Below are 17030 nucleotides of genomic sequence, written 5' to 3'. Positions count from 1 at the left end.
AGGTTATTAAAAGCTTTATATGATAGTTTTACCGATGAAAAATGTTATCCAATTTACAATGCGAGGTCAGAATACTATTCGCTGGCTCACATTTTTCCTATCCAGTTTATTGCTTTTCATACTTACCGGTAGCATGGCTTTTGCGCAGCAATCTATTATCAAATATGTACAGCCATTTTCGGGTACCTCGATCAGTACTACACTGGCCAGCCAACATGTAGAAGACAAAACAGAAAGGCTGGCCAACACCATACCAGCCGTTGCGCCACCTTTTAGCATGACCCAGTGGACGCCACAAACCCAGCTTTCGGAAAAAAAATGCCTTGCCCCCTATTATTACAACAATAAGAAATTTTATGGCATCAGGGCCAGTCATTGGATCAGCGGCTCGTGTACGCAAGATTATGGTAGCTTTACCATTATGCCCATTGCTGGAAAACTGAAAACCAGTCCAACAGATTACGCTGTTGATTATGCACATACGGATGAAGTAGCTACACCTGCGTATTACAAAACCAATTTACCAGGTTATAACCTGCTCACTGAGGCTACCGCAACTTTGCGTTGTGGCCTAATTAAAATTACAGCACTAAAGGCAGACAGTGTTTATCTGTTAATTACTCCAAATAGTGATCAACGTAAAGGATATATCAAAATTGACCGCCAGAAAGGCGAAATTTCGGGTTATAACCCTGTTCATCGTATTTACCAGGGCTGGGGACAGCCGGCGGGCTTTAGCGGCTATTTTTTTATTCGCATAAACAAAGGCTTTACAACAAGTGGTGTGTTTACCGGAGCCAGTGTTTCAGCACATCAATCTATTAAAAACCAAAAAGATTTAGGTGCCTATCTGGGCTTTAAACTACAAAAAGGAGAAACCATTAATATTTACGCTGGCACTTCTTTTACCAGCATAACTGCAGCAAAACTTAACCTCGAAACCGAGATCAATACAGCCGATTTCGAAACAGTTGTGGCTAAAACCAGCCAGGTTTGGGAGCAATCGCTTGGCCAGATAAAGGTTAGCGATCCTGATGAAAAAAATAAGCGGATTTTTTACACCGCACTTTACCATGCGCAGCAACACCCACGTTTATTTAATGATGTAGACGGTGGATACCCACAATTTGCAGGTAACTACATAAAAAAAGTCTTAAAAAAGGGAAACTATTATGATGATTTTTCAATGTGGGACATTTACCGTGCCCAATTACCACTTATAGAACTTTTAAAACCGAACCTGGCCAACGATTTCGCAAATTCATTGGTACTAAAAGGGCAACAAGGTGGTTGGCTACCCATTTTCCCCTGCTGGAACAGTTATACTGCCGCCATGATCGGTGATCACGCTACTGCTTTCATTGCTTCGGCATATAATAAAGGTATCCGTAATTATGATATTAATGAAGCTTACCGATTGATGAGGCAAAATGCGTTTCAAATGCCCGATTCTGTCGATTATCTGAATGGAAAAGGTCGACGTGGCATTAACAGTTACTTAAAATACGGCTATATTCCGTTAGAAGACAGTATCCCTAACGCTTTTCATAAAAAGGAACAGGTAAGCAGGACTTTGGAATATGCATACGATGATTATGCACTAGCAAGTATCGCGAAAGATCTGGGTAAAGAAGCCGATTACCAACAACTTCTTAAACGATCACTCAATTACCAGCATATCTTTGATCCAAATGTTGGAATGGTTAGAGGGCGCTTTGCCAACGGCAGCTGGTATAAACCTTTTCATCCCGATCATCGCGAACCCTATATTACAGAAGGAACCCCAAGACAGTATACTTTTTATGTTCCGCATGATATGCCCGGACTGATCAGGTTGATGGGTGGACGTAAAAACCTCGAAAACGAGCTCGATTCGCTCTTTCATAAAAAAGAATACTGGCATGGAAATGAACCTGGCCACCAAATTCCATTTTTGTACAATTATACCTCCTCTCCATGGAAAACACAGCTGCAGGTCTCACGCATTATGGCAGAAGAGTATGGTGAAGGTGCAGGCGGATTAAGCGGTAACGACGATGCCGGACAGATGTCGGCCTGGTATGTATTTGCAGCTCTTGGTTTTTACCCGGTAGATCCTGTTTCAGGAAACTATCAGCTAACCAGTCCTTTATTTAAACAGGCTGTAATATCTTTCAACAACGGTAAAAAATTAACCATAACAGCCATTAAAAAGAATAAAAAATCTATTTATAACGCAAAAATCATTTTAAATGGAAAACCTTTTACCCAAAACCAAATCACACATCAATTGCTGGTTCAGGGTGGGGAACTGATCTTTTATCTCCAGGATGAGCCGGCCACGCTTTAAACACCGTAGCCAGAATAAAGCGGGCATCTAAATACTCAAGAAACATTTTAGCTTGTTAAACTTTAAACAAGATCAAAATTATGAATAGCACACTTAGCCCAAGGATAAAAAATATCATTCCTTTAGGGAAGACGCTTTCATCCACCTCATTCTCGGTTTTATCTGATGTGTTTAAAGTTTTCTTTTCAACTTTCATTGCCAGTACTGTATAGATTGATTTGACTATATCTATGCCAAAAAGATTAACGGAAGAAAATTTTATTTTTATTGGTCAAAACATCTATCACCTTTATTTTCCTGCTCAACATGTTATGGTAATACAACATGACCTACCCTATCAGAAATATATAACCTGTTATTTTCGCCAAACACAGCCCACCAAATACTTAACAAACAAACAATAACCTGCTAACCTTAAGGAAACATTGATTGGCTATTTTACAGGTACGTTTGTTTATCGTAAGAAAAAAGTTAAACAACAACGTTTCAATAAAACAGCAAGCCATGAAACAGCAGGCCCGAACGATCCCGGGAAAACTTGTGGATTTTGATTATAAGAAGTACAGGTTACCCACTTTTGTGATGCAGTTTAGACCATCCGTATATCAGGATGGCGATTGCTTTTACGCGGTATTATCCTTTGAAGAGGAACACGATGTTTCAGGTCTTGGAACTTCGCCCGAAGATGCGTTGATAGACTGGAATGATAAAGTATGCGAAATGCTTGCCTTATCAGGTCCTTTGCGGACATCGTTAAGTGCTAAACACAAATAAGTTGCCGCAAAAACAGGCAAATTCAACCCTCACCTAAATTTATTCTGATGAACCACAATATATCTACCGGCCTGGTATTTTATCAGGATTATAATGATCAACCGAATTTTCTCGGCAATTGCTACTTTGAAATCAAAAGGCCATGCGATTGTTCGATGATCCAGCTCCATCACTTTTATTTACTATTGAGAAAGGGAAATAAAGTTTCGCCTGTTGATCTGCCCTTAAAGATTTTCAATGCAGCGTTTCTTGCATTCTGCTACAATGGCAAAAAGCTGGTTGGCATTTCGGCTATTAAAAGGCCTACTATTTCTTACCTGCAAGAAGTGTATAAAAAAGCTGGAATTATTACGAACATAGATAAACCGTTTTTAGAGATTGGTTATTCCTTCACCCGCGAATCGGTCCGTAAAAAGGGAATCAGCAGCACATTAAAGAGAATGTTACTCAAAAAAATCAGTTATCACCATGGTATTGTATTTTCTACAACAGCTACCCCCAGCAGTCAGCGTTTTCTTGTAGCCAATGGTTTTCGAGCAAAAGGGAATCCTTACCAGGGCAACTTCGATAATAATATCATCTATTTTGAACGTAATAAGTGTTAAATTGCAATACATGGTCTAATTGCAGACCAAACAAGAGGTTCAAAACAGGATATTTTTTTTTGCAATCAACCTTTTAAAAACAGTAAATAAAAAGGTACAGGTGCCAGCAAAATGATCAGCTTAACAGGCTAATCTTAAACGCGAAAATTTGAAAAGTTTGGTCTTTTAATTACTTTTATTATGCTATCTGAAAAAGCTAAACTACTATATCATGGCCGGAGCACAAGAAAACAGCAAATGGGACTCTTATAACGGCGTTTCTCCACTTATTGCCCTATACAATACCTTTCACCCGCTAACAACAGAAATGGAGGCACTTATCGATGCCCTCACCTTTCCGGTGAGTTTCCGTAAAAACAGATATATTATTTCCCCAATAGACCGCAATAGATATCTTTACCTGATTTTAAAAGGAGTAGTAAGGGGATTTTACAAGGACTCGGGAACCGAGATTACTTCATGGATATGCCAGGAATATGAAATAGTAGGAACCATCCGCAATCTTTGGACTGCAGCAGAATCAGACGAATACCTCCAGGCAATAGAGGATGTAGATTTGATTGCCATACCTCATGAACTCTCGACTATGCTTTATGAAAATTTTGCAGAAGCGAACATCATTGGGAGAAAGATTATGGAGCTTTATTACAGAGCAGCATATGACAGGGGTTTTATCTGCCAGATTCCATCTGCTACTGGCCGCTATAAACATCTGCTTCAGGCGTTTCCCTGGATGATTAACCGTGTACCGCTCCGATATATTGCTTCGTTCCTTGGCTTACGGCTGGAAACGCTGAGCAGGATCCGATCAAGCGAAAACAAAAAAATATAACAACGGATATACGCCATTTTTAATTCTATTATTTACAATCTGATGAAGGGATGAAAATATTAAAAGCTGCTGAAGCATTTAACAAATCAGCAAAAATATACCAGGAAAAATTTATGGATGTTAGCTTATATACCGAAGCATTCAAAGTCTTTTTCGATAATATATCGGCAAACAATGCCAGTATTTTGGATATTGCCTGCGGCCCTGGAAACATCACCAAATTCCTGTTGGATAAGAAACCTGATTACCGAATTTTGGGGATCGATCTGTCATCAAAAATGCTCAAACTTGCCAAGATCAACAATCCTAAAGCTCAATTCCAACTTATGGACTGCCGAGAGATTGACACCATAAGAACGAAATTTAACGGGATTACCTGCGGCTTTTGTCTGCCCTATTTAACCCCGCAAGAAGCCATTAATCTAATTGCAAATGTTTCGAAATTGTTAAAACCAAATGGTGTTTTTTATCTGAGCACCATGGAGGAAGACGAAAATAATAAATCAAGGTATCAAATATCCAGTACAGGCGACCAAGTATATGTAAATTACCATAAGGAAGATTACTTATCTACTGCACTCAGGGAGAATAACTTTGAAACCCTCATTTTAAAACGCTATAGTTCTCCAGATAAGGATGGTTTAATCATCACCGATCTGGTGCTTGTTTGCAAAATTAAATAACCTAAGCAACACATTAAGCTGGTTTATATAGTTTTAGGCAACTATATATGCGATCTGTAATTAGGAATTAAGCAAAAATACAGACTGATTCATCCCCTCATATTAACTTCTGATTTCCCTGCGCATAAAAAGATAATAAGACAGTGCAAAAAAGGCGATACTACCTGCCAGAAGCCCGGTAAGTTGTGGCCACACAATCATCAGGCTCTCCCGTAACGGAAGTGGCGATGGAATGGCACCGGAAAGCTGCTCCATACTCATTGGCCCTAAACTTCTGATAGATGGCATAAGCATGGTAGTTGCGCCATCACTGTATAACTGCCCAGGGGCAACACGCATAACATTCATAATCAATTCATTATAAGCCATAGTTTCACTTTGAGTTAGATAAGCAGCATCTGGTAAAAAGGCCCTAATAGCCAGATTAACTACAATCGGATAAAACACCGTAAAAAACAGCCAGATTCCCAGGGCAGTTAAGGCTGAGGTAGCCGCATGCCGAAAGGCGACAGAAAGCATGATAGACAGGCTTAAATAAAAACCAACATAAACCATGGTGAGTACCGCAAAGCCAAGAATTCTCAAGAGTTCCTGAGGCTCAATCCTTACCCCGGTAAGGAACAGTCCCCCGCCGATCATCAGCAATGTAAGGGAAATAAATAGCGTCGCGATAATCAGCATTGCGCTGTAGAATTTAGCTAACAGGATATTGTCGCGGTATATAGGTTGGGCCAACAATCTCGTCAATGAGCCGCTGTTCTGTTCAGAATTAATCGCATCGAAGCCCATAGTGATACCAAGCAATGGTGCTAAAAAACTCATCAGGATATGAAAAGGTGGCATAGATCCGTCTGTAGCACTAAGCAACTTAAGGTAAAAAAATGCATGATCGGGGTCATTGACATTGGTAAAGGCTGCCCGGATGTTAGACATGGAAATGTACAATGAAGCGAAAAATGTAAGCACCACCAGCGCAAGCAGCAGGATAAAACGCCAGCTACGCACGTGGTCCGACACCTCTTTTCTCACCATCACCTTAAAAGGACTAAGCTGGTAAGTTTCCTTTGAATTATTTTTGTTTGTTGCCCAAAAATGGCTTTCGCTAAGCGCTTTCATGCTCTGGGATTAAATTTGTGTTTTTTTCGAAATATTTTTCATAAATCTCATCTAGTCCGTATTGTTTTTGGCTTACAGCTTCAATATCTGCTCCCAATTCAATAAGCCCGCGAATGAGTTTTGGGATAATATTCTGAGTGGTATTAAATTGCAGGTTCGCACCGCTACTATTAAGGCTATTAAATTCTGGATAAGTACTAAATTTATCCTTTATTACATCAATAGCTGTTGGTACTTTGGTGAGCCGAATATTGGTTTCTACACCCGTGCTTCCGAAGAGCTCAGAGGAGAGTGTAGGCAGATCTCCAGTAGCAAGCAACTTTCCATCCACGAATATACCTACCCTATCACACACTTGCTGAACATGGTGAAGGTGGTGTGATGAAAGCAGTACAGTTAAGCCCTGCTCCTGTTGCAACGATTTGATAAGTTCAAGAAACTCCTTTACACCGTTCGGGTCTAGTCCTAAAGTAGGCTCGTCAAGGATAATCAGTTTCGGTTTTTTGATGAGCACTTCAGCCAGCCCCAGCCTTTGCCTCATACCCCGTGAATAATTAGAGGCAGGCTTATCTGAAGCGGCCTTCAACCCTACCAATTCCATTACCCTACGGGCGTTTTCGACGATGCTTTTTTCGGCCAAGCCATTAAGCCTTGCCATATATATCAGGTTTTCAAGACCAGTTAACTGCGGATAAAAGCCCAGGTTATCGGGCATATAACCCACCTTTCGTTTTACTTCAATCGGATCTCTTGTGGCATCATGGCCACAAACAATGGCCGAGCCACTATCGGGCTCAGTTAGGCCGAGCATCATGAGTATACTGGTTGTTTTACCTGCACCGTTCGGCCCCAGTAACCCAAATATTTCGCCTTGGGAAATCTTTAGGTTAAGCTTATCAACGGCAACATGCGAACCATAACTTTTGCATAGGTTCTTTAAATCTATGATAGGTTCCATCTTTTTGGTTGAAGATTTTAAGGTTTCTTAAAAAATGGTTACCTACGACCGTATTTACGGATGAGCACATATACTACTGAAATTGCCAAGGCGATAATGAGTATACCAATCCAGCCAGAAAGTACAGAGGTTTTAACGAAGATTCTAAAGGCTGCCTGAGCGTTGGTGTTGTTACCTCCAAGCGTAAAAGTGGCACTATAATCTCCTGCAATTGTTTTATCTGGCACTTTTAGCGTCGCTTTAATGCTTACTTTCTTCCCGCCATCCAACCTTTCAATTTGGCTTGGCGAAAAAGTTGCTTCCCATCCGGTTGGCAGTTGAGAAGAAATACTCAGCGAGGATAATGGCAAGGTGCCTGTATTATGCAATTCAAGCTCAATATCTTTATGAGAACCGGCCGTAAGCTCTTCACTCAACCTTCCGCTCGGCGTACTAAGGCTGGCACCATAAGATCCCTTAACAACAGCTTCCAGTTGCAACGGCAATGTCAGCGAAGATGATACGGCTTTGATAGGAATAATGTATTTCCTAACAGCAGCGTTACCTGATGCAGTAATTTCGATGGCTATTTCACGCGTTTGGCCACTTGCTAAGTTAACAGAAGTAACCTGACTGCCATCTACACGGTAGCTAATCTGCCACCCTATAGGCAATTCAGACTTGAGTTCATAAACTTGTTGAGTAGCTGTTCCATTGTGCAGCGAAGCTGAAAAACGGAACGGCTCGTTAACAGCCGATTCGATGTTGACCAGCTTGGCCGTAAATCCCGATGTCTCTTTCGGGGCATCATGATTTTGCGCATGAAGGGGTTTCGTTGCAGCAAAAAAAGTTAATAATAAAAATGTGCGAAATAAACCTTTTCGCAAGGGTTTGGGTAGTAATTGTACTGACATAATCTAAACCAAAATATTAATAATTGCTCTAAAAAATGCTTTCTGATCTTGTTATCTGATTAGGCCCCAAAACAAAAAAAAGTTGTATTTTTTTCAAAATATTTTAACAATTTTTAACAATTATCACCGTAGATCATGGCACATCATCATAGAAACATACTATTGATCGAGAACGTTCTCCCTCACCGGTTTTTATAAAATATTGGAACTAAAATGGCATGCAGGGTCAAATCAGGGGTTCATCTATTTTTTGGTACTGCCTGCTGCCAAATAAACCTTATTGTTGCGGCTATCCTTTTTGTTGCGCAGATAAACAACCGAGCAATAACATTCACAAAAAGATAAAAGCGGAAAGAAGGACTGCCTAAACCGAAGCATGTTACATTTGCTTTCCCAAAAACTATATGTTAAGCATTTTTTGGAGCGTACTGGCTTAGCAAAATTTAAGTCTGTTCCCGTTCTCTGCTATATCCTTCACTACGCTTCAGGGATGTCGCTTCGCCCAGGGCTAAACACACAGTTTCTGCAAGGCAAAAAAAAGATTATAACAATACAGATATAACCCGGTTTACACCTTGAATTCACTTCTCATTACCATTTAGCAAGTCCATATTATTAATAATAATACCAAAAATACCCACCTATCAAGAGCTTAAAATTCTTTATCACCAAATTCACTGGTAGGAAGTTTAGCTTTACCGGTAAGCTTATTTAGGTTAAAGCTGAAATTCAGTAAAAAAACATCGGTTTCATAAATATAGTTGGTGGTAGTATAAAAGTCTTTTCCGAATGTTGTTATCCTTTGCCTGTTCGATTGGTTCATGCCAAGATCCATGTTCTGCCATTGCAGCGTTGCAGAAAAACGTCCATCCATAAATGTTTTCTTAACAGCGGTATTCGGAACCAGAAACTTCGAATCTTCGCCCTGTGCAGTTGGCCGCTTCGATAAATAATTCACATTTCCCTGCACACTCCAGGTTTTGCTCAGTTTGAAACTGGTATTGGCGTTTATAGAAAATACCCAGTTAGCATTATTTATTACCGAACTGCTACCCAGTACATTTAAATCTCCAGATACCTTATAATTATAAACGTTGCCTCCCAGGTATAGAGACCACCATTTAACTGGCTGTAGATTGGCTCCCAGCTCAAGGCCAAAGGAACGTGCTTTTTCTGCATTCGTAAATACCCTGTTCAGGATCGTATCGGCATAAACACTATTTACGCGCTGTATAGGATTTTTGATGTTCTGATAGTAGAGGGTTGAAAAAAAAGATCCTTTTTTAAAGTTTCTGGTCAGTCCGAGTTCTACAAGATCGATAAAAGACGGCTTTAGGTCTGGATCGCCCTGTTCTAATGTTTCTGAGTGTTCTCGTTCGGGTATAGGGTTAAGCTCATAGTTATTGGTACGCTGAATTCTTCTGGAATAGCCAGCCTTTAGTTTCAATCCGTCGTTAATATTATAAAGCAGGTTTAAAGAAGGAAAAAGATTGGAAAGGTTAAGCTTATGTACTGCAGGATCGTAAGAAAGATTTAACCTTCTGGTGGCATATTCGTAACGCAGTCCTCCAATATATTCCAGTTTATCCTCTTTTCCAGAATACTGCGAATAAACCGAATGGATCTGGTTCTTTGCGCCGGCAGTCCCTCTAAACCGGTTGGCATCCGGCTGCGAAATCGCAGGGCTTACAAAATAATCGAACTGTCCATCCTGGGTATCATACCTGAACTGATAACCGCTTTCGAATTTCCCTTTACCAACATTAACAGCGTAATCTAACTTAAACCTGTAGCCATTAATCGGGTTCTTATAGGGATTAAAAACATACTGAATCGTGTCTGTTGTATTGGGATATCCCAGATTCCTGTTCCTGGTATTGCCATAAAGATTAGCATTTTCATATAATAACGAAGCTGTCAATGAGGATTTATCTGCAAAAGTATGGGTATAATCCAGATTGCCCAGTGTAAAAGTACCTTCCTTTGTTTGCAGGTTAGAGTTGTAATAAGTGGTTGATCTAATGGGAACCCCTGTTAAAAGATCTGACGTGCTATTGGTGTAAACCAGGTCTGCCAATCGCGCCTGGTAACGCTTCCCACTGAAAAAGCCAACAGAAAAGGAGTTGTTTTTGTTTGGAGCATAAATGGCAGATAATCTGCCTGCGTAGTTATATTTATCAAAACTCCGCTCACCGTTAGAAGGAAAACGTGTAATGGTATTATTGGTAAAATTCTTGGTGTACACATCTCCTTCACGGTAGCCCGCATTATCATTTCTAAGGTAATTTCCACCAACAGAAATATCCCATTTATCTTTTCTGAAATTCAGCGTAACATCGCCACCAAAGCGCTTGGGCTTTTCCTTGTTGTCATAGTCGGTGGTACTTGGAAGTCCGGCCTGGGCATTGGCGGTCAAGGTAAATCCGTCGTTAGCACCTTTCTTGGTAACGATATTGATAATACCCGCCTTTCCATCGGGATCATATTTTGCAGAGGGAGAGGTAATCAGTTCTATATTCTCCAGGCTGTTGGCAGGTAACTGGCTTAAAACAGTCTGTGCATCAGTAAGTACTGGTTTGCCATTTACCAGGACAAGAAATCCGGTCGATCCCCTAACGCTAATCTGCCCCTCTCCGTTAACCGCGACAGAAGGCAGGTTCTTCAATACATCAATTGCAGTTCCACCTTTTGCACTTTCAAACTGGTCTGCGCGATAAGATTGTTTATCGATTTTATTGGAGGCATTAACCTTTCCACTGCTAATGTTCACCTGGTTTAACAACTCGCTCGTTGGTGTGAGCGTAACCGAACCTAGGTTAACCATTCTTGTATCGTTAATGTTTACAGGAATAAACCTGTTCTTGTATCCAATATAAGCTATTTTCAGTACGTATTGGCCAATCTGCAGCTTACTGATCTCAAATGATCCGTTTGGCCCGGTTAATACACCTCCAACTACTGTCGAATCTGCTTTTTTTAAGAGCGCCATACTGGCATATTCGAGCGGCTGTTTGGTCTGCTGATCGATAAGAATACCTTTAATGGTAACATTTTGAGCCTTAATGGCCAGGCTAAAAAAAACAAGTAAAAGAACTACGATGAATCTGGAGAGTTGCATGAATGGTATACTGAATGATTAATGATCTGCTATTATCAAATGGATATTAAATTAAATGATGTATTTAATCACATCATCTATTTCCCCAACAAATATAACTCCCTTTTAAGTCTTCCAAAACTTTCTTTTGCAGCAGTTTTAGTACCATTGGCATTTTTTTGCCACAGGTATTTTTCAGAATTGGCTCAATCTCCGACATCAGCCATTTCAATTGGTTTATCATTTAATATTTCGATTGGTCAAAACCATTGGCTTACTCGCCTTGTTCATTAGATATCAACCTTTTAAAAAACAGTAATTATGGCAAGTACAAAAGCAGCTGCTAAGAGCGCAGCAAAAACCGGAAAAATTGAGGACACTGAATTTCATGAATTCTTTGTTGATGAGTTAAAGGATATTTATTGGGCAGAAAAACACTTGGCGAAAGCGTTACCGAAACTTCAAAAGGCATCAACAAGCCCCGAACTTGCGGCAGCCTTTGAAAAACATGCGGTAGAGACAGAGGGACATGTTGCAACACTTGAAGAAGTATTTGAACTGTTGGAAGAAAAACCTGTTGCAAAAAAATGTGATGCGATGGCTGGGCTTCTGGAAGAAGCAAATGGGATTATTTCGGACACAGATAAGGGAACGATGATACGTGATGCCGGGCTCATTTTAGCAGCACAAAAGGTAGAACACTATGAAATTGCCACTTATGGAACCTTGCGGGTATTTGCGCAAAACATTGGCCGTGATGATATTGTGGACCTTTTGAGCCAAACACTGGAAAATGAAAAAGCAACAGACGTTACGCTAACTGAAATTGCAGTGGGAGCAGTAAACGCACAAGCGGTTTCTGAATAATAGAACAAGCTGGCCTGAACCAATTTACAGGCCAGCTTCGCTCAAAACGCCAAAATAACCTTGTAATCATTCTGTCCCCACCTGCTCACCAATAGTGTTGATCCACATAGCCAAAACTGAAAAAACTTCAGCAAATGCACTGAAAAAATTTCATAAAAAATGAAATTTTTTCAGTAAAAACCGTTTGCCAGACCGTTGTAAGCGCCTTGGCACAGCACTTGATCCCCTTGAGGTGTAACCTTTGAAAGAAGGTTAAAACGTTAAATTAATTGATTTATAGTCCATTTATTATTAAAACATTAAAAGGAGAAAACACTATGACATTGGTTAAATTCAATCCAGAAAAAAAGAACAGTTCATTATTGCCAGGCTTTAATGATATCTTTGAATCCGTATTAGGGGATACCTTTTTTAACGACCGTCGTTTAAGCAGCGTACCTGCAGTCAACATTTCCGAGTCTAATGAAGAATACCACATCGAACTGGCGGCACCTGGATTAAAAAAAGAAGATTTCAAGGTATCGGTAGAGCGGGATATGCTGACAATTTCTACGGGACAGCATACCGAAAATAATACGGAGGGTAAAACCTATAACAGAAGGGAATATAGCTATTCTTCATTTAGCAGGGCATTCACCCTTCCAGAAAGTGCTGATGTAGAGCGTATCGAGGCCGCTTATACAGATGGCATACTCAAACTCAATATTCCAAAAAAGAAGAAGCCAAAGCGATCTCCAGACAGATCGAAATACAGTAAACTCTCAAGTGCCGCATTTTGCGGCACTTTTTATTAATAATGTATTGAAATCCCTTTAGAAAAAATACAATAGTTTAGCTATGGAAACCCGTTTCACCATCAATATCAGCCTTCAGGGACCGGGTGGAAAAATTACCTATGGCAAATTTTCTCTTGGCCGGGATAAAAAGCAAGCCACCGAAATTTTTTTACTTTTAAAGGGTAGCGCAGAAGATGCACCCGGATGTTCATTAAAAATAGAATTTCTGGAAGAAATTATAGGCTTGCCCGTTCCTATAGGCACAATAAATTGCTGTTTGGATGAGCTAAAAGAAAATATTGCCATCATTTCCAGAGAAATATTCCGTATCGCTCATCTGGAGAATGGAAATATCGATTACTAATATTGATTGGACAAAAGAACGAAAAAATCCCTACTGTTTTTATTTATTGCCAGAGCATATGCAGTCAGCAGTTCTTCGATTGCATGGTTTTCATTTTGAGTATTCGTTGTCTGTCCATTCATAATTAATAAGGGGTTAGACAGCTGCTATTTTTACAAACGGCTGTCTGAACCCCATTTTAAATAAGTTCCGATTTAAGAGATTGTGAAGTCTGGGAGTTTTATTTTCTGACCGCCTTCCATCGCACTTTCGTGGGCAAGGATGCCTACACAGGTAATATTTGCCGATTGCCTTGCATCAGGGAAAGGTACACGCTCCTGGATCAATGCAGAGATGAACTCGTGTACCAGATGAGGGTGAGAGCCACCATGGCCAGCTCCCTGAATAAATGACAAGTGCTGATTGTTCTCTCCATCGTACACACCACCAGTAGTAAAGTGCTGTATCTCTTCTGGGAGCAAATGTGCATAATCTGGAATGGCTACTTTTTGAGGAGTTTCACCGGTATGAATCACGGAATGCTCGTGCTCTATCAGCGTCCATTCGAAGCTCTTTTTCGATGCATAAACATCAAAGCTCTCCCTATATTGTCTTGCTGTATTGAACAATGACCTGGTTACTTCAGCCGCCAGATCTGAGTCTTTAAATTTAATATGACAGCTTTCCACAGCAAATGGGGATCCATATTTAGAGATTAGATGTGCATCAATTGTTCCTGAACCAAAACAAGATACATATTCGGCGTCGGCTTTGGCCAATGCCAGAACTGGTGCAACACAATGTGTAGCATAATGCATTGGAGGCAAACCCTCCCAATACCCTGGCCACCCAGCCATTTCCTGTTGGTGCGAGGCCCGTAAAAATTGTAGTTTGCCCAGCTCACCGCTTTCATAAAGCTCCTTTACAAATAAAAATTCACGGCTGTAGATCACCGTTTCCATCATCATATAAGTTAATCCTGTTTCCTGAACCGCTGCAACAATTTGCCGGCACTCCTCTACACTGGTAGCCATAGGAACTGTACATGCTACATGTTTACCTGCCCTAAGCGCTTTTAACGATTGCTCAGCATGATTTTGGATCGGCGTATTGATGTGTACCGCATCTACATCCGGATCTTTCAGTAATTCGTCAAAGTCGGTATACCTTTTAGCAATGCCAAAGGCATCCCCGATATGGTTAAGTTTCTCCACATCTCTTTGACAAATGGCATACATGTTAGCATTGGGATGTTTCTGGTAAATCGGTATGAACTCTGCACCGAAACCGAGGCCTACTATGGCAATGTTTATTTTTCTTTGCTCCATTATTTATTGAAATGTGATTTTAAAAATTCAAGTCCTTCTCTGGCAAAATCATCCTGACTATCAGCAAATGGACGCCAGATACATACGGCTGCCGCCAAATCCTGGTTTGCTGGTGTAAAACTCTCTATCGAGACTATCCCCTGGTAGTTTATAGCTTCTAGTCCTGCCTTATAGGCAGCCCAGGGTGTTTGTCCTGTACCAGGTGATCCCCTGTAATTCTCTGAAACTTGCAGGTGCAGCAGCTGATCACCAGCCAACTTAATCGCAGTTTCTATATTCCTTTCCTCTATGGCCATGTGAAATCCGTCGAGCAATATTCCCGCTGAAGGATGGTTAATATCCTTTACCAGGCGCAGTACATCTTCGGCAGTGTTTACCAAATCCGACTCAAATCGGTTAAGCGGTTCTATAGCCAAACGTACTCCCCTAGATTCAGCCATTTCAGCAGCAATCCGCAGGTTAAAAACGGCTAATTGCCATTCCTTTTCACGCTGTTCTGGCGGTACCATCCTGGCTTTGCCTACTGCAGAATACATTGGGCCCGCAAAAATGGAAACACCCCAGGATACACATAAATCCAGGCAGGTTTCAATATACTTCAAACAGTTTTGCCGAACATCTGGATCTTCACTGGTCAGATCACGGCTAGCACTAAAAGCACCGCAAACAACCGCCTTTAACTTATATTTCTGAAGCGCTAAACGTACCGTTTCTACGTCAACCAGGGACGGATCTTCGACAGCAATCTCTACCGCATCAAATCCGAGCGCCGAAATTTTAGAAAATAGTTCTTCGACAGATGAGGTTTGGAATGGAGAAGTCCACAACCAGGTACTTGCTCCATATTTTATATTTACCGCCATATTTAATTCTCCTGTGTCGTTCGATTTTCTAACAGCACAACTTTGTATCCTCCTTTTGACCTGAAATACAGCATCAGCAAAAGGTAGCTACCCAACATGATTAACGGAAAGATGACAATGTAACGAAGGGCTTCTTTCTTTGCGCCATCACGTATGGCAGTTACAGTGTTCTGATCTTCAGGGCTAGCTCCTGAAAGCTTAGTTTGGTCCAACCCTTCGTAGTCGCCAAATAAACTGGTTTTCTTTTCTGTTACATAGGTATTATGGATAACCGTGTGGTTTACAACATCATATTGTGCAATTTTCCTATCTACAGATTTATCCTGGATAAAACCAAGAATCCCTGCGCCGATTACCCCTGCGGCAATCATTCCTAGTCCGCCGGTAATATTTAGTGTCAGCGCACCCCCTTTTGGAAATTGTTCTGAAACGAGGCCCAACATGGTAGGCCAAAAGAAAGATTTAGCTAATCCGTAAATGGTAGCAGCTACGAGTATCATCATTCCGGTAGATGCAGAAAGCATATATAAGCCAATTACAGCAACTCCGGAGCATAGTGACAACAAGCCCAATGAGGAAATCTTATGCACGAGCGACCCCGCAAAAAACCTCAATACAAACATAATTGCTGAAGTATAAACGAGTACCCAACCGGCTTGAAGTCCGATTTTGGTCATTTCGGGAGTCATCAAATCAGTAATCCAACTATCTGTACCCAGTTCTGTAGTAGCCAGAGGAATCATCACCAATAGTAGAATAATAAACAAAGGACGGCCGAAGCTTCTGGTGTAATACCAAAATCCTCCAGTAATCAACAGGGTAATGATTACATTGGTTGGGATAGACCATCTAAATACGGCACCAAGTTGAAAAATAATCAGGGTAACAATAATCAGTGCTCCACCTGCCCCCACTTCCTGAAGCATCTCTTTGTAAGACACTCCTGCCTGAACCCTTTCGTTTAACGGGAACTTACGACCCAGTATCATGATTCCATAAATCAACGTAGGAATCAATATCAAAGCTATTTTATATTCCCACCTGGTTTCAACACCTAATGTCAGTGCCATTACGCCTCCTAAAACTAAGCCACCTGCCCAGCCTGCGTGAAGGATGCTGAGCCATTTGATCTTTTGTTTGGGAAACATCGTGGCCACTACCGGATTCGCTACCGCTTCAACAGTACCATTGCCTATGGCTACAATGAAAGAGCCCAGATATAACATCCAGTATCCACTAGCAAATATGGTGAGAAATGCCGAGGATATATGACACACTACAGCAAATATCATGGCTGTTTTATAACCTATTTTATCGATTACCAGACTAAAAAGCACAATACTTATGGCGAAAGGCCATAAGCCCACTCCCGCAATCTCACCCAGCTGAGTCTGGGTTAAATTGAAGTCAATGCCCCATTGAGGTAAAATCAAAGCCCTCAGAATAAATCCGAATGCTGTGGTAACCAGTGATATAAAGCAGGCATAAAAGAGTTTCATATCCGGAACAGATTGAGCCCCGGAATTTTCAGCACTTAATTTTGACATGATGAAGAGGTTTAGTTTA

16 protein-coding genes are annotated in these 17030 nt (G+C 40.8%); 9 read left to right on the top strand and 7 right to left on the bottom strand.

Annotation, left to right across the window (positions count from 1 at the left end):
• Positions 1–34 precede the first annotated feature (34 nt).
• The 5 genes from H9N25_RS06875 (at position 35) to H9N25_RS06855 (ending at position 5223) form a co-directional block, all read left to right on the top strand.
• Positions 35–2329 carry a GH92 family glycosyl hydrolase gene (locus H9N25_RS06875; protein ID WP_223833635.1) on the top strand — a complete coding sequence of 765 codons (2295 nt, stop codon included), beginning with the start codon at positions 35–37 and terminating at the stop codon, positions 2327–2329.
• A gap of 504 nt (positions 2330–2833) precedes the next feature.
• Positions 2834–3103, top strand: coding sequence for a hypothetical protein (locus H9N25_RS06870; RefSeq protein WP_190328383.1), 270 nt, complete (start codon positions 2834–2836; stop codon positions 3101–3103).
• 47 nt (positions 3104–3150) lie between these two features.
• A complete protein-coding gene (locus H9N25_RS06865; RefSeq protein ID WP_167293986.1) occupies positions 3151–3708 on the top strand; it encodes a hypothetical protein in 558 nt (185 codons plus the stop codon).
• Positions 3709–3919: 211 nt separating this feature from the next.
• A complete protein-coding gene (locus H9N25_RS06860) occupies positions 3920–4540 on the top strand; it encodes a Crp/Fnr family transcriptional regulator (RefSeq protein ID WP_190328382.1) in 621 nt (206 codons plus the stop codon).
• A 50-nt stretch (positions 4541–4590) separates the two neighbouring features.
• Positions 4591–5223, top strand: coding sequence for a class I SAM-dependent DNA methyltransferase (locus H9N25_RS06855; protein ID WP_190328381.1), 633 nt, complete (start codon positions 4591–4593; stop codon positions 5221–5223).
• Between the two features lie 102 nt (positions 5224–5325).
• Here the strand turns inward: H9N25_RS06855 and H9N25_RS06850 are convergent, their stop codons facing one another.
• From H9N25_RS06850 to H9N25_RS06835, 4 genes are all read right to left on the bottom strand, one after another.
• The gene (locus H9N25_RS06850; protein ID WP_223833634.1) at positions 5326–6339 is read right to left on the bottom strand and encodes an ABC transporter permease; all 1014 of its coding nucleotides are present in this window, start codon (positions 6337–6339) and stop codon (positions 5326–5328) included.
• Positions 6326–7297 carry an ABC transporter ATP-binding protein gene (locus H9N25_RS06845; protein ID WP_190328380.1) on the bottom strand — a complete coding sequence of 324 codons (972 nt, stop codon included), beginning with the start codon at positions 7295–7297 and terminating at the stop codon, positions 6326–6328. The genes H9N25_RS06850 and H9N25_RS06845 overlap by 14 nt, the downstream gene beginning before the upstream one ends.
• A 38-nt stretch (positions 7298–7335) precedes the next feature.
• Positions 7336–8190: a COG1470 family protein gene (locus H9N25_RS06840; protein ID WP_190328379.1), complete on the bottom strand. Its 855-nt coding sequence runs from the start codon at positions 8188–8190 to the stop codon at positions 7336–7338.
• 652 nt (positions 8191–8842) lie between these two features.
• Entirely contained in the window at positions 8843–11308 is a 2466-nt protein-coding gene (locus H9N25_RS06835) for an outer membrane beta-barrel family protein (RefSeq protein WP_190328378.1), read from the bottom strand.
• Between the two features lie 39 nt (positions 11309–11347).
• On the opposite strand from H9N25_RS06835, the gene H9N25_RS06830 reads away from it, so the two are divergent.
• The 4 genes from H9N25_RS06830 to H9N25_RS06815 all read left to right on the top strand — a co-directional run bounded on the left by H9N25_RS06830 (position 11348) and on the right by H9N25_RS06815 (position 13294).
• Positions 11348–11581 (top strand): hypothetical protein, encoded by a 234-nt coding sequence (locus H9N25_RS06830; protein ID WP_190328377.1) that lies wholly within the window; start codon positions 11348–11350, stop codon positions 11579–11581.
• 27 nt (positions 11582–11608) lie between these two features.
• Positions 11609–12154 (top strand): ferritin-like domain-containing protein, encoded by a 546-nt coding sequence (locus H9N25_RS06825; RefSeq protein ID WP_190328376.1) that lies wholly within the window; start codon positions 11609–11611, stop codon positions 12152–12154.
• A gap of 317 nt (positions 12155–12471) precedes the next feature.
• Complete coding sequence (locus H9N25_RS06820) at positions 12472–12948, top strand: Hsp20/alpha crystallin family protein (protein WP_190328375.1); 477 nt, start codon at positions 12472–12474, stop codon at positions 12946–12948.
• Positions 12949–12991: 43 nt separating this feature from the next.
• Complete coding sequence (locus tag H9N25_RS06815) at positions 12992–13294, top strand: hypothetical protein (protein WP_167293978.1); 303 nt, start codon at positions 12992–12994, stop codon at positions 13292–13294.
• Positions 13295–13488: 194 nt separating this feature from the next.
• Here the strand turns inward: H9N25_RS06815 and H9N25_RS06810 are convergent, their stop codons facing one another.
• From H9N25_RS06810 to H9N25_RS06800, 3 genes are read right to left on the bottom strand one after another with little or no spacing between them, the layout of a single operon-like run.
• Positions 13489–14601 (bottom strand): Gfo/Idh/MocA family protein, encoded by a 1113-nt coding sequence (locus H9N25_RS06810; protein WP_190328374.1) that lies wholly within the window; start codon positions 14599–14601, stop codon positions 13489–13491.
• Positions 14601–15464 carry a sugar phosphate isomerase/epimerase family protein gene (locus H9N25_RS06805; RefSeq protein WP_190328373.1) on the bottom strand — a complete coding sequence of 288 codons (864 nt, stop codon included), beginning with the start codon at positions 15462–15464 and terminating at the stop codon, positions 14601–14603. Before H9N25_RS06805 ends, H9N25_RS06810 begins: the two co-directional genes overlap by 1 nt.
• Positions 15465–15466: 2 nt before the next feature.
• The gene (locus H9N25_RS06800) at positions 15467–17011 is read right to left on the bottom strand and encodes an MFS transporter (protein WP_190328372.1); all 1545 of its coding nucleotides are present in this window, start codon (positions 17009–17011) and stop codon (positions 15467–15469) included.
• Positions 17012–17030 lie beyond the last annotated feature (19 nt).

This window comes from Pedobacter riviphilus (assembly GCF_014692875.1).
GTDB lineage: Bacteria > Bacteroidota > Bacteroidia > Sphingobacteriales > Sphingobacteriaceae > Pedobacter > Pedobacter riviphilus.
The sequence above is the reverse complement of the archived record's forward strand: the minus strand, read 5'-3'. Positions and strand labels throughout refer to the sequence as shown.

Coding starts and splice junctions, on each gene's coding strand:
- H9N25_RS06875 (WP_223833635.1), top strand. CDS start 35: ATGAAAAATGTTATCCAATTTACAATGCGAGGTCAGAATACTATTCGC.
- H9N25_RS06870 (WP_190328383.1), top strand. CDS start 2,834: ATGAAACAGCAGGCCCGAACGATCCCGGGAAAACTTGTGGATTTTGAT.
- H9N25_RS06865 (WP_167293986.1), top strand. CDS start 3,151: ATGAACCACAATATATCTACCGGCCTGGTATTTTATCAGGATTATAAT.
- H9N25_RS06860 (WP_190328382.1), top strand. CDS start 3,920: ATGGCCGGAGCACAAGAAAACAGCAAATGGGACTCTTATAACGGCGTT.
- H9N25_RS06855 (WP_190328381.1), top strand. CDS start 4,591: ATGAAAATATTAAAAGCTGCTGAAGCATTTAACAAATCAGCAAAAATA.
- H9N25_RS06850 (WP_223833634.1), bottom strand. CDS start 6,339: ATGAAAGCGCTTAGCGAAAGCCATTTTTGGGCAACAAACAAAAATAAT.
- H9N25_RS06845 (WP_190328380.1), bottom strand. CDS start 7,297: ATGGAACCTATCATAGATTTAAAGAACCTATGCAAAAGTTATGGTTCG.
- H9N25_RS06840 (WP_190328379.1), bottom strand. CDS start 8,190: ATGTCAGTACAATTACTACCCAAACCCTTGCGAAAAGGTTTATTTCGC.
- H9N25_RS06835 (WP_190328378.1), bottom strand. CDS start 11,308: ATGCAACTCTCCAGATTCATCGTAGTTCTTTTACTTGTTTTTTTTAGC.
- H9N25_RS06830 (WP_190328377.1), top strand. CDS start 11,348: ATGGATATTAAATTAAATGATGTATTTAATCACATCATCTATTTCCCC.
- H9N25_RS06825 (WP_190328376.1), top strand. CDS start 11,609: ATGGCAAGTACAAAAGCAGCTGCTAAGAGCGCAGCAAAAACCGGAAAA.
- H9N25_RS06820 (WP_190328375.1), top strand. CDS start 12,472: ATGACATTGGTTAAATTCAATCCAGAAAAAAAGAACAGTTCATTATTG.
- H9N25_RS06815 (WP_167293978.1), top strand. CDS start 12,992: ATGGAAACCCGTTTCACCATCAATATCAGCCTTCAGGGACCGGGTGGA.
- H9N25_RS06810 (WP_190328374.1), bottom strand. CDS start 14,601: ATGGAGCAAAGAAAAATAAACATTGCCATAGTAGGCCTCGGTTTCGGT.
- H9N25_RS06805 (WP_190328373.1), bottom strand. CDS start 15,464: ATGGCGGTAAATATAAAATATGGAGCAAGTACCTGGTTGTGGACTTCT.
- H9N25_RS06800 (WP_190328372.1), bottom strand. CDS start 17,011: ATGTCAAAATTAAGTGCTGAAAATTCCGGGGCTCAATCTGTTCCGGAT.